The sequence below is a fragment of the Halomonas elongata genome (assembly GCF_029081005.1).
Classification (GTDB): domain Bacteria; phylum Pseudomonadota; class Gammaproteobacteria; order Pseudomonadales; family Halomonadaceae; genus Halomonas; species Halomonas elongata_B.
In genome coordinates this window covers 1-12283 of record NZ_JAJQTQ010000047.1, presented here as the reverse complement: position 1 = coordinate 12283, position 12283 = coordinate 1, and the positions used below count along the sequence as shown (strand labels likewise).

The following is a 12283-nucleotide window of genomic DNA, read 5'->3' as shown; positions in this document are numbered from 1 at the left end:
ACGAAGCGGTCACGGTCGGGCCAGTGGGGATCGGCCGGGTTGTGCTGGAGGAAATCGTTCCACAGCACCTCGGCGATGTCGGCCATGCCCATGGGAGCGCCGGGGTGGCCGGAGTTGGCCTTCTGGACGGCATCCATGGAGAGGGCGCGAATGGCGTTGGCCAGTTCGAAACGGGATGGCATTGGGGGCTCCTGAATCAAAGGCGGTCGGCGATGCGTTGCTCGAGGCGCGACTGGTCTTCGTCGAAACGACGGATGCCCTCGGCCAGCTTGTCGTTGGCCATGGCATCCTGGTTGTGGCCCCAACGGAACTCCGCTTCACCGAGGGGCTCGGGGCGCGGGGACCCGGCATCGGGCAGCGAAACGGCCGGCGTGACTTCGCCATGTTCCGCCTCGAGCTCCTCGAGCAGTGCCGGCGAGATGGTCAGCCGGGGGCAGCCGGCCAGCGCCAGGACCTGATCGGTGGTGCGGAAGCTGGCACCCATCACCACGGTGTCATAGCCGCCTCGTCCGGCGCGTTGGCAGACGTTGCGGACGAAACGCACGCCGGGATCCTCGTCCGGTGTGTAGTCGCGCCCGGTGGCCTGCTTGTACCAGTCGGTGACCCGGCCGACGAAGGGCGAGACGAGAAAGACACCGGCATCGAAACAGGCCTGGGCCTGGGCGTCGCTGAACAGCAGCGTCAGGTTGCAGTTGATGCCTTCCTTCTCCAGCACCTCGGCGGCACGGATGCCTTCCCAGGTGGCGGCCAGCTTGATCAGCACCCGCTCGCGGCCGATGCCGCGCTGTTCGTAGAGCGCGATCAATTCGTGCGCCTTGTCGATACTGGCTCGGGTGTCGAAGGACAGCCGGGCGGCGACCTCGGTGGACACCCGACCCGGCACGACCTTGGCGATCTCGCCGCCCATGGCCACGGCCAGTCGATCGACGGCCCGGGCGGCCAGCGCCGGCTTGTCGCCCTGTGCGGGCAGTTCGGCCAGTTCCTGCTCGATCAGCGGCTGATAGCCGGGCATGTCGAAGGCCTTGAGGATCAGGGACGGATTGGTGGTGGCATCCTGGGGCTGGTAGCGCCGGATGGCATCCAGGTCGCCGGTGTCGGCGACGACCAGGGAGTGTTGCTTGAGGGCGTCGAGTCGTGAAGCCATGGGTTCTCCACTGGATCAATGGGCGAGGGGCGCCCGGACGGTGGCGGGCACCGTCCGGGCGGAGGGTCTGGGAACGGGGCCGCGTGGCGTCAGGCGGCGGCTTTTTCCAGATGTCGCTCGGCGCTGTCGGCGAGCCGGACCAGCAGCAGTCGGCAGGAAACGGCGCCAGCGTCGAGGTGACCCCTGGAGCGTTCCCCGAGCCGGGCGGCGCGGCCGATGCGGGCCTCCAGTTCTCGGGTGGACTCGCAGCCGCGCTCGGCCCCCTGACGCAGGGCATCCAGGGCGGCCGGAAAGTCCTCACCGCTTTCGGCGGCGCGACGGTAATCGTCGACTGCGGGGACCAGGGTGTCGAGCAGGCACTTGTCGCCCACCTGGGCGTCGCTGATGCCCTGGAGGGCGGTCAGGCCGCCGGTCAGCATATCGCCGAAGGCCCTGACATCGAGAGCATCGCGCTCCTTGATGGCGTTGCTCATGCCGAGGAAGAGGCTGCCGTAGAGCGGGCCCATGGAACCGCCGATCGATCCCATCAGGGTGGTGGCGAGGGTGCCCAGTGCCTTCGAGAAGCCCAGCGACTGGCCCTGGATCGATTCGCCGCACAGGCGAAAGCCCTTGGCCATGTTGATGCCGTGGTCGCCGTCGCCGATGGCGCCATCGACCTCGCTCAGGTAGTTGCGGTTTTCGAGAATGACATCGACCAGTGCCTCGAGGATGTCGGTGCCGTGAGATGTGTCCAGATATTGCATGGGAGGCTCCCGGGTGTAGAGGCGCTCAGCGCGTGATCGCCAGCGAACGGGCCGGCGCGTCGACGAGGGGCTTGAGCTCGTCGTCGAGTTTCATCACCGTCAGGGTGGCGCCCATCATCTCCAGCGAGGTGAAGTAGTTGCCGATATCGGCACGGTGCACGGTGATGTTCTCGGCCTCGAGGTGGTCGGCAATGTGGGCGTAGAGCAGGTTGAGTTCCATGTTCGGCGTGGCGCCGAGTCCCGAGACCAGGACCGCCACGTCGCTGCCGGCGAAGTCCTGGTCGGCGAGTACCGGATCGCACATCGATCCGGCGATCGAGGTGGCGTCGGTGAGCGGAGCCACCTCGATCCCCGGCTCGCCATGGTGGCCGATGCCGAGCTCCATGTGGCCGGGTTCGATCGAGAAGTTTGGCTTGCCGTTGGCAGGGATGGTGCAGCTGCTCAGGCCGATACCGATGCTCGAGCAGGCGTCGACGGCCTTCTGGGCCAGGCGAATCACTTCGGCCAGATCGTCGCCGCGAGCGGCGGCGGCGCCTCCGACCTTCCACATCATGATCTCGCCGGCCACACCGCGCCGCTTGTCGCGCTGATCGGCGGGGGCAGAGGCGACATCGTCCCTGGCGATGACCGTCTTGACGTCGATGCCTTCCATTTCCGCCATCTGGCGCGCCATCTTCACGTTCATGTTGTCGCCGGCGTAGTTGCCATACAGGCAGGCCACGCCGCGCCCCCGGTCGGCGGCTCGAAAGGCATCGAGAAAGGCATCCGCGGTGGGTGAGGAGAAGATCTCGCCGATCGCCACGGCATCGCACAGCCCTTCGCCGACGTAGCCCAGGAAGGCAGGTTCGTGGCCGGAGCCGCCGCCGGTGACCACGCCGACCTTGTCGGGTGTCTCGCCGGCGTACTTGAGCACCCGGGGATGATCGGTGGCGGCATAGAGCGAGGGGGACGCTCTCAGATAGCCGCGGACCGCGTCATCCACCACGTTGTCGGGGTCGTTGATGATGCGCTGCATGGCGTATTCCTCAGGTTGTGGATTGTTGTCATCGGGGCATGTCTGGGTCCCCGGGTGAACATCATGCTGTCGTTGCGTCGGCCCGGCCAGCGGCAGGGCGGTGACGAGCCGTACCCATAAATGTTCGAGTAATGATCAAATGTTTAGGCTTGTCGTCGAGATGTGTCAAGGCTGGCATTGTAGATCCGGGTGCGACTTTGGTCGCCATTGCCTCTTTCTGATGCTCTTTATTTTACCTTCTTCCCTGATTTTTAAGATCTTTTGCAGATTTTTCGGTGTTGTCCGATGTGCTCCATTCGTTTGATGTCTCCGTGTTCAGATGATTTTTTAGGTTTACAAATGATCGGTAGGTGATACTTTGAACGCGGAAGGCCGTCGGCACGGGGTCGATGGCCGGCTATCAGGAGTGCTATCCATGTCTGATTCAACCATGGCCGCGCGAGCGGCAGTGCGCATCGCCCTGGGAGGAGACGAGGCGGCCTTCGAGCTCAAGGAAGCGTTGATCGAACACGTCCGCTCTCTGGGGTTCGAGTCGGTGGATTTCGGTACCTATCATGCCGAGCCGGTGCTCTACCCCGATATCGCGGTGCGTGTGGCACGGGCCGTTGCGGCAGGCGAAGTCGATCGGGGAGTGCTGGTGTGCGGTACCGGTATCGGGGTCGCGATCTCGGCCAACAAGGTGCCGGGCATTCGTGCGGCTCAGGCGCATGACACCTATTCGGCGATCAAGGCGCGCTCGAGCAATGATGCCCAGATCGTGGCCCTGGGGTCGCGGGTCGTCGGGGTGGAGTTGGCCAAGAGCATCGTCACCGCCTTTCTCGGTGCCGATTTCGGCGGCGGCGCCTCCAGTGAGAAGGTGGCGCGTATCGCCGACTACGAGCGGGAGTTTTCGCGCGGCTCGCCGAGCGCTTGATCGCTGAGGGTTCGACTGATCGCTGTGGTATCTTGTGCCGGTCGCCAGTCACGGATCGCATGAGGCCACCGCCATGAACGAGCGCGTCGAGAACGCCGATATCGCGTTGATGACCGAGATCGCCACCCTCTATTACGTGGAGGGCGAGACGCAGGAGGTCATTGCCAATCGCCTGGGAATCTCGCGGGTCAAGGCGGGTCGCCTGCTCAAGCGGGCGCACGCCGAGGGTATCGTCGATGTGCGAGTGCGTCAGCACCCATCAGTGAGCGCCGAGATCGAGCAGGAGCTGATACGCCGCTTCGGCGTCAAGCGTGCCCTGGTGGCGCTGGATCATGCGGATCCGGATGTGCAGCGCTCGGGGGTGGCCAGCCTGGTCGCCGATCATCTGTCGCGGACCCTGCACGATGGTTCCATCGTCGCCGTGGGCATGGGGCGCAATGTCGGCGCCGTGGCGGACAACGTCTTCGAGCAGGGTGGGCGCAAGTGTTCGTTCGTCTGCGCCATCGGCGGTTCGTTGCGTGCCGGCGAGTACATGAATCCCGATCATATCTGTCGACGCCTGGCGATGAAGTTCGGCGGCGACAGCGAGACGCTCTATGCGCCGGCCCTGGTGCAGAATCCCGAGCTGCGCGATGCCATGTACGAGAACCCTACCGTGCGACAGACGCTGGATCGTGCGCGGCGTGCCGACACCGCTCTGATCGGGGTGGGGGATCTCAGTGAGGACAGCAACATGGTGCGCATGGGGTGGTTCTCGCCGCAGGAAATCGCCGAGGCCCGGCTATCGGGTACGGTGGGCGACATGATGGGGTATGACTTCATCGACTTGCACGGCCAGCCCGCGCGGACGCCGATGCAAGGGCGGGTGATCGGCTTGACCATCGGGGATCTGGCGCGGATCCCCGATGTCGTCGCCATCGCCAGCGAGAATACCAAGGCCGCCGGCATTCTGGGGGCGCTGCGGACCGGAGTGATCGATACTCTAGCCACCAGCGTCACCAATGCGCATACCATCCTGCGCCTCGATGAGGCGACGCCTGCCGCAGCAACCGGCGAACCCTGAATGATCATATGTTCACATTGATGATCCAGTGAACACCTATTTTTTGGCTGCCATTCGTGCTCCACTCTTGATCGTTGTTTCTCCCTCTCCACTAAAATCAACAAAAACAATAGATTAAAAAGTACCCCTAAAGTATTAGGCAAAAAATCCAATGAGTTCGTTGACCCGGCTATACTGAAAAGCGTTAATTCATTTGAGCAATACAAGATCAAATGATAAGCCAGCGCGAGCTCAGTGGAGGCCCTCATGAACGACACTCTCCCCCAAACCACGACTGCGGATGCCACCATCCCCGACACCATGAGCGCCATCGTGGCCTATGCCCCGGGTGACTACCGACTGGAACAAGTGGCGGTGCCGGAAATCGGCGAGAAGGAAATCCTGATCAAGGTGGAGGCCTGCGGGATCTGCGCCGGCGACCTCAAGGCCTTCGAAGGCGCGCCCAGCTTCTGGGGTGACGAGGAGCAGCCGGCCTATATCAAGGCGCCGATGATTCCCGGGCACGAGTTCATCGGCCATGTGGTCAAGATGGGGCCCGGGGCCCAGGGCTTCGAGGTCGGTGACCGCATCATCTCCGAACAGATCGTGCCGTGCTGGGATTGCCGCTTTTGCCACCGTGGCCAGTACTGGATGTGCGAGCGGCATGATGTCTATGGATTCCAGCACAACGTCAATGGCGGTATGGCCGAATACATGAAGTTCCCCGCCGAGGCCATCAACCACAGGCTGCCGGACGACCTGCCCATGGAGAAGGCCGTGCTCGCCGAGCCGTATGCCTGTTCCATGCACGCCGTGAAGCGCGCCCAGATCGAGCTGGGCGACGTCGTCGTGCTGTCCGGTGCCGGCACCCTGGGGCTCGGCATGATCGGCCCGATCAAGAAGTCCGGCCCCTCCAGGCTGGTGGTGCTGGACCTGAATCCCGAGCGTCTGCAACTGGCCAAACGGTTCGGAGCCGATGTGGTGCTCAATCCGGCCGAGGACGATGTGGTGTCGATCATCAAGGAGATGACCGGCGGCTACGGTTGCGACATCTACATCGAGGCCACCGGTGCGCCCAAGTCGGTGGAGCAGGGCCTGTCGATGCTGCGCAAGCTCGGGCGGTTCGTGGAGTTCAGCGTCTTCAAGGACCCGGTGACGGTGGACTGGAGCATCATCAGCGACCGCAAGGAGCTCGATGTGCTGGGGGCTCACCTGGGACCTTACTGTTATCCGCTGGTGATCGAGGGCCTCGAGAATGGCGATTGCCCGACCGAGGACGTGGTGACCCACACACTGCCGCTGGCGCGTTTCCATGATGGCATCGAGTTGATGAGACACGACAAGCAGGCCCTCAAGGTCGTCCTGATCCCGGGCGAGTGAGACGCGTTCCCCGGCGCCGCTGGAGTCGGGGCGAAAGTGAACAACAAGAGGTCGTTTCATCATGAGTTCACGAGTCGATGCCGGGCCGGTGCTTCGCACCGGAAAGAGGCGGGGTCGTGTCGCCGTCATCGCCGTCGCGGTTGTCGTGCTGGCGGCCATGGCACTGGATACCACCGTGGTGCCGATCGGGGCCCAGCAGCAGGAGGGCTTCGCCGCCGATCAGTATGGGGCGGAGCAGTTCCCCATCGTGCGCGACAGCGTCGAGGAGCGGGCCGTGGAGGCCGGCGAACTGGCGGCTGCCATCGCCGAAGACAAGGCCGCGGCCGGAGAGCGCTATGGCGTGTCGGCGGGTATCGGGCCGGTGGTTCCCGTGTCCTTCACCGGAGTGGTCGGTGAGGGCAAGGCCGGGATCTATTCGGTCGACGTCGAGGGCGTTCCCGATGACCTGACGATCCGCGTGCAGACCGGCCCGGCCATCAATGGCTCCGATCTGCGGGATGCTACCGGCGACATCGAGTTCGGTCAGTTCACCAATCAGATCGAATATCAGAATGCCGGCGCGGCGATCAACGACGAGATGAAGGCACAGGTGCTCTCGGGGGTCGATACCGATGCCCTGGGCGGCGAGACCATTTCGGTCACCGGGGTCTTCAAGTTGATCAATCCGAAAAACTGGCTCGTGACGCCCGTCAGCCTGAGCGTGCAGTGAGCGAGCCCATCCATGACGGACGAATCTGCCATGAGCCACAACGATGATACGCCCCGGGAGGATGTCGCCGGCGAGGCCATTCTATCGGCGCGCCATGTCGCCAAGTCCTTCGGTAACGTCCATGCCCTGAAAGCGGTGAACTTCGATGTGCATCGCGGTCAGGTCACGACCCTGTTCGGCGAGAATGGCGCCGGCAAGTCGACGCTGATGAAGATTCTGTCGGGGGTGATTCGACCCACGTCCGGCGAGATTCTGCTCGAGGGCCGGGCGGTGAGCTTCGCCTCGACGAGCGAGGCGCAGCGGCTCGGCATCTCGATCATTCACCAGGAGCTGAGCCTGGCGCCGAATCTCAGCGTTCGCGACAACATCTTCATGGGGCGCGAGCTGGGCGGGTCGACGGGTGTCGATTACGCCGAGGAAGAGCGCCAGACGCGCCTGTTGATGGAGGAGCTCGACGAGCCCATCGATCCGCTGACCCCCGTGGAGGAGCTGCGCCTGGGGCAGCAGCAGATCGTCGAGATCGCTCGGGCGCTGTCGGCGAATTCGCGCATCCTGATCATGGACGAGCCGACCTCGGCACTCTCCGCCACGGAGGTGGAGGTGCTGTTCCGGGTCATCCGCGACCTCAAGCAGCGCGGGGTCTCCATCGTCTACATCTCCCATCATCTCGAGGAAGCGCTCACGATCACCGACCACGCGGTGGTGCTGCGCGACGGCATCATGACGGCCTATGCCCCGCGTCGGGACATCGATCTGGAATGGATCGTACGCAACATGGTCGGTGAGGGCTTCGATCTTGGTTCGCCGCCCACCGGCTACGGGATGGGCGACGTCGCACTGTCGCTGCGCGAGGTATCGGTGCCGGATGCCACGGTGCCGGGACGTTCGGCAGTCGATCATCTGTCCCTCGATGTCCGTGCGGGCGAGATCGTCTGTATCTATGGCCTGATGGGGGCGGGGCGCACCGAGCTGCTCGAGAGCATCGCCGGTCGCATCCCGCTGACGGACGGCGAGGTCGTGCTCGACGGCAATGACGTCTCGCGCCTGAGCATCGCCGAGCGGATCGATCAGGGCCTGGTACTGGTGCCCGAGGATCGGCAGCGCGACGGACTGGTGCAGACGATGTCGGTCGGCGAGAACCTGTCGCTGGCCAGTATCGGTGCCTTCACCCGGGGGCTGTTCACGTCGCGGCGGCGGGAGAGCGACGTCGTCGCGTCGTCCATCCGCAATGTACATATCAAGACCGATGGCGGGGAGGCCAGCATCGGATCGCTGTCGGGCGGGAATCAGCAGAAGGTCGTCATCGGCAAGATGCTGGCCACGAGTCCCCGGGTCGTGCTGCTCGACGAGCCGAGCCGAGGCATCGATATCGGCGCCAAGGCCGAGGTCTTCGGGCTGCTCAGCGAAGGCGCCCGCCAGGGGCTCGCCGTCGTCTTCTCGACCTCCGAGGTCGGCGAGTGCCTGAGCATCGCGCATCGGGTCGTGGTGATGAGCCGAGGACGGATCGCGGCGGAATTCGGCACCGGCGCCACCAAGGAGGAGATCATGGCCGCCTCGGGCGAAGCCGTGGTCGCGTGAACCATACGAATAGCGGAGTGCACAACAATGACAGATTTCAGCCAAGCCGCCGGCTCCCGTAATGGCGGCCTCGACCTGGGGCGCCTGCTACTCGAGGGCCGCGCCTTCTTCGCCCTGATCGCGATCATCGTCATCTTCTCGATCCTGTCGCCGGTCTACTTCTCGGTGGACAACTTCCTGACCATGTCGTCCCACGTGGCGATCTTCGGCCTGTTGTCGATCGGCATGCTGCTGGTCATCCTCACCGGTGGCATCGACCTGTCCGTGGGCTCGACGCTGGGCTTCGCGGGTGTCTTCGCCGGCTTTCTGATGCAGGGGGTGTCGTTCGAGATATTCGGCGTGGTGGTCTACCCGCCGGTATGGGCGGTGGTCATCCTGACTTGCGCCATGGGGGCCTTCGTCGGCGCGATCAACGGCGTGCTCATCGCTTACTTCAAGGTGCCGGCGTTCGTCGCGACCCTGGGCATGCTCTATGTGGCCCGCGGTGTCGCCCTGCTGATGACCGATGGCCTCACCTACAACAATCTCGGCGGTAGTCCCGAACTCGGCAATACCGGCTTCGACTGGCTCGGTTTCAACCGCTTGTTCGGCATTCCTGTCGGCGTGCTGGTCCTGGCGCTCGTGGCGATCGTCGCTCTGCTGGCACTGACCCGGACGCCGTTCGGACGCTGGGTCTACTCGACCGGTGGCAACGCCCGGGCGGCGGAGCTGTCGGGGGTTCCGGTCAAGCGCGTACAGGTGTCCGTCTATGTGCTGTCGGGCATCTGCGCCGCCATCGCCGGGCTGGTGCTGTCGTCGCAGCTGACCTCTGCCGGGCCGACGGCGGGGACCACCTACGAGTTGACCGCCATCGCCGGGGTGGTCATCGGCGGCGCGGCATTGACCGGCGGGCGTGGCAACGTGCGGGGCACCCTGCTCGGTGCCTTCGTGATCGGCTTCCTTTCCGACGGCCTGGTGATCATCGGCGTCTCGTCCTACTGGCAGACCGTGTTCACCGGCGCCGTCATCGTCCTCGCCGTTTTGCTCAACAGTATCCAGTACAGCGGTCGGAAGAAACGCTCGACGCCTTCCGACGGCACAGCCTCCTCTCCGCAACGAGAGGCCAAGTCCCGCGGGGCGGAACCCGCCGCGGAAAGCACTGCCGTGAACCCGGCATCACAATCATAAGACCCAAGGGTGACCACTATGCTCATGAAAGGAAAACGCCTGCTGATCGCAGCCCTCGCCGTGACCGCGCCATTGGTGGCCGGTGTCGCCGCGGCCCAGGACAAGGGGCTCATCTCGATCATCGTCAACGATACCTCGAACCCCTACTGGTTCACCGAAGGCAAGATCGCCGAGGCCACCGCCGAGGAGCTCGGCTATGAGGCCAACGTGAGCTCCCACACCGGCGATACCAATACCGAAAGCAACCAGGTCGATACCGCGATCACCAACCAGGCCAAGGCCATCATCCTCGACCCCGCCAATGCGGATGGCTCGATCGGTGCGGTACGCAAGGCGGTCGATGCCGGGATTCCGGTGTTCATCGTCAACGCCGAGATCAACCAGCAGGGCCTGGCCAAGGCGCAGCTGGTCTCCAACAATGCCCAGGGGGCGGCCCTGGGGGCCCAGCAATGGGTACAGAGTGTCGGCGACGAGGCGGCGTATGTGGAGCTGAAGGGGGCACCTTCCGACAACAATGCCGCCACCCGCTCGAATGGCTATGACACCGTGCTCAGCCAGTATCCGAGCCTGGAGCTGGCCGCCTCGGACGTGGCCAACTGGGACCGTACCCAGGGCTATAACAAGACGCAGAGCATGCTGCAGGCCAATCCCGATATCGATGGCGTGATCAGCGGCAACGACGAAATGGCGCTGGGTGCGATCGCGGCATTGAAGGAAGCCGGCAAGCTCGATGACGTGGTGGTCGGCGGTTTCGACGGCTCGCCGGATGCCGTGGAAGCGGTCAGGGCCGGGGAAATGGCCTATACGGTGCTGCAGCCGGTGGCCATCTTCGCCGAGGCGTCAGTGCGCATGGCCGACAAGTTCATTCGTACCGGCGAGACCGGCCTCGAGGGCGAGAAGAAACTCTTCGACTGCATGCTGATCACCGAAGAGAACGTGGATCAGTACACCGACCCCTTCGTGCTCGAGCAATAATTCAGACGATTGCCAGGGCGGAGCATCCGCGTCTGGCATGTCGAGCCTCAAGCGCCGCCAGGAGTCCCTGGCGGCGTTTTTGACGATATGCCTTGTCAGGCATCGATCAGCTTGCGCACCTGACGCAGGTTTTCCAGTGTCTGAGCGCAGGCTTCGGCGGCCTCGCGGCCCTTGGTCACGAAGTGTTCATGGAAGAACGCCGTGTGAGTGGCATGCTCGTGGAAGTGGTGCGGGGTGAGCACCACCGACAGCACCGGCACTTCGGTGTCGAGCTGTACTCTCATCATGCCGTCGATGACCGCCTGGGCGACGAAGTCGTGGCGATAGATGCCGCCGTCGACCACGAAGCCGGCGCCGACGATGGCGTCGAAGCGACCGCTTCTGGCCAGCAGCTTGGCCTGCAAGGGGATTTCGTAGGCGCCTGCGACGCTGAAGGTCTCGACGCTCTCGCGCTCGATGCCGTGCTGCTCGGCGAGGGTGGCGATGAATGCCTCTCGGGCCTGGCCGACGATGTCGCTGTGCCAGCTGGCCTGGATAAAGGCGATGCGGGGGGAATGATCGGTAGTCGACTGATTCATGGTCTGCCTCTATTACGTTACCAGAATCAGGGCATGCGGAACCCTCGCCGGGCTGACGGTGGTGACTGGCGACACGAAGGCATCGCAAGTACGGGTCGCCTCGTCCAAGGTGCCGTTCTCTTTCATCCGGACTGTCACCGTCGGCTTCGGAATCTCACCGAATCTGCTGACCCCGATGTTCGTTGCGCTGCAGCGATACCGGGCGCTCGCGGGCTTGTGCACGCCTTCTCTGTCACTGAAGGGAAGGGCGCCATCACCGCCGGTGGGGACTTTCACCCCGCCCTGAGAACAGTGGCCATGTGTGGCCGTGCTCTATTCTACGTATGCCAGCGAGCGGGCGCCAGATGTCATCCGGGGCTGATCCGTCGACAGGTCTCCGAGGGGACGCTGTGAACCCTTTCCTGGGCGCTACCGATGCCATTCATGGCATCGGACCCCCTCTTCGCCCTGTCGCCGGCGCCCCTCTGTTGCTTCAATCCTCGGCGTCGTCCAGCAGCTGGCCGGCTTCGTCGACGATGTTGTCGACGGTGAAGCCGAAGTGCGGGAACAGGTCGCCGGCGGGGGCGGACTCGCCGAAGGTGGTCATGCCGATGACCCGGCCCTCGAGGCCGACGTACTTGTGCCACAGGTCCGGGTGAGCGGCCTCGATGACCAGGCGGTTGCCGACCTCGGCGGGCAGCACGGCCTGGCGGTAGTCGGCGTCCTGGGCGTCGAAGACGTCGGTGGACGGCATGGAGACCACGCGCACCTGGCGGCCCTTGTCGGCGAGGGCAGTGGCGGCGTCCATGGCCAGGCCGACCTCGGAGCCGGTGGCGATCAGGATCAGCTCGGGCGTGCCGGCGCTGTCCTTGAGGATGTAGCCCCCGCGCTGGATATCGGCGAGCTGCTGCTTGTCGCGTTCCTGGTGGGGCAGGTTCTGGCGTGACAGCACTAGCGCGGTGGGCCCGGCCTGGCGCTTGAGGGCGGCGTTCCAGGCGGCGGCGGTCTCCACGGCGTCGCAGGGGCGCCAGGTCGACATGTTGGGCGTGGTGCGCAGGCT

General features: G+C 64.5%; 13 protein-coding genes and 1 riboswitch. Of the genes, 7 read left to right on the top strand and 6 right to left on the bottom strand.

What is annotated here, in order from left to right:
* The 4 genes from LU493_RS19190 to LU493_RS19175 form a co-directional block, all read right to left on the bottom strand.
* Positions 1-182 (bottom strand): hypothetical protein (locus LU493_RS19190; protein ID WP_275289256.1); only part of this gene is annotated, 182 nt, incomplete at its 3' end.
* 14 nt (positions 183-196) lie between these two features.
* Positions 197-1144, bottom strand: a complete 948-nt coding sequence (gene tal, locus LU493_RS19185) for a transaldolase (protein WP_275289418.1) — start codon at positions 1142-1144, stop codon at positions 197-199.
* Positions 1145-1233: 89 nt separating this feature from the next.
* Positions 1234-1887 carry a dihydroxyacetone kinase subunit DhaL gene (dhaL, locus tag LU493_RS19180; RefSeq protein ID WP_275289417.1) on the bottom strand — a complete coding sequence of 218 codons (654 nt, stop codon included), beginning with the start codon at positions 1885-1887 and terminating at the stop codon, positions 1234-1236.
* Between the two features lie 25 nt (positions 1888-1912).
* Complete coding sequence (locus LU493_RS19175; RefSeq protein WP_275289416.1) at positions 1913-2902, bottom strand: dihydroxyacetone kinase subunit DhaK; 990 nt, start codon at positions 2900-2902, stop codon at positions 1913-1915.
* 415 nt (positions 2903-3317) lie between these two features.
* Between LU493_RS19175 and rpiB the strand changes: the two genes are divergently transcribed.
* The 7 genes from rpiB (at position 3318) to LU493_RS19140 (ending at position 10666) form a co-directional block, all read left to right on the top strand.
* On the top strand, positions 3318-3815 hold the full coding sequence (rpiB, locus tag LU493_RS19170) for a ribose 5-phosphate isomerase B (RefSeq protein ID WP_275289415.1): 498 nt from the start codon (positions 3318-3320) through the stop codon (positions 3813-3815).
* Between the two features lie 73 nt (positions 3816-3888).
* Entirely contained in the window at positions 3889-4878 is a 990-nt protein-coding gene (locus LU493_RS19165; protein ID WP_275289414.1) for a sugar-binding transcriptional regulator, read from the top strand.
* Positions 4879-5124: 246 nt separating this feature from the next.
* Entirely contained in the window at positions 5125-6237 is a 1113-nt protein-coding gene (locus LU493_RS19160; RefSeq protein WP_275289413.1) for an MDR/zinc-dependent alcohol dehydrogenase-like family protein, read from the top strand.
* Positions 6238-6298: 61 nt separating this feature from the next.
* Complete coding sequence (locus tag LU493_RS19155) at positions 6299-6946, top strand: DUF2291 family protein (protein ID WP_275289412.1); 648 nt, start codon at positions 6299-6301, stop codon at positions 6944-6946.
* A gap of 30 nt (positions 6947-6976) precedes the next feature.
* Positions 6977-8524, top strand: a complete 1548-nt coding sequence (locus LU493_RS19150; protein WP_275289411.1) for a sugar ABC transporter ATP-binding protein — start codon at positions 6977-6979, stop codon at positions 8522-8524.
* 27 nt (positions 8525-8551) lie between these two features.
* Positions 8552-9691, top strand: a complete 1140-nt coding sequence (locus LU493_RS19145; RefSeq protein ID WP_275289410.1) for an ABC transporter permease — start codon at positions 8552-8554, stop codon at positions 9689-9691.
* A gap of 24 nt (positions 9692-9715) precedes the next feature.
* Positions 9716-10666 (top strand): D-ribose ABC transporter substrate-binding protein, encoded by a 951-nt coding sequence (locus tag LU493_RS19140; RefSeq protein ID WP_275289409.1) that lies wholly within the window; start codon positions 9716-9718, stop codon positions 10664-10666.
* Between the two features lie 95 nt (positions 10667-10761).
* Here LU493_RS19140 and LU493_RS19135 read toward each other — a convergent pair whose 3' ends face one another.
* The gene (locus tag LU493_RS19135) at positions 10762-11244 is read right to left on the bottom strand and encodes a 6,7-dimethyl-8-ribityllumazine synthase (RefSeq protein WP_275289408.1); all 483 of its coding nucleotides are present in this window, start codon (positions 11242-11244) and stop codon (positions 10762-10764) included.
* A gap of 110 nt (positions 11245-11354) precedes the next feature.
* A riboswitch (FMN riboswitch) is annotated at positions 11355-11538 on the bottom strand.
* Between the two features lie 178 nt (positions 11539-11716).
* Positions 11717-12283 (bottom strand): transketolase-like TK C-terminal-containing protein (locus tag LU493_RS19130; RefSeq protein ID WP_275289407.1); only part of this gene is annotated, 567 nt, incomplete at its 5' end.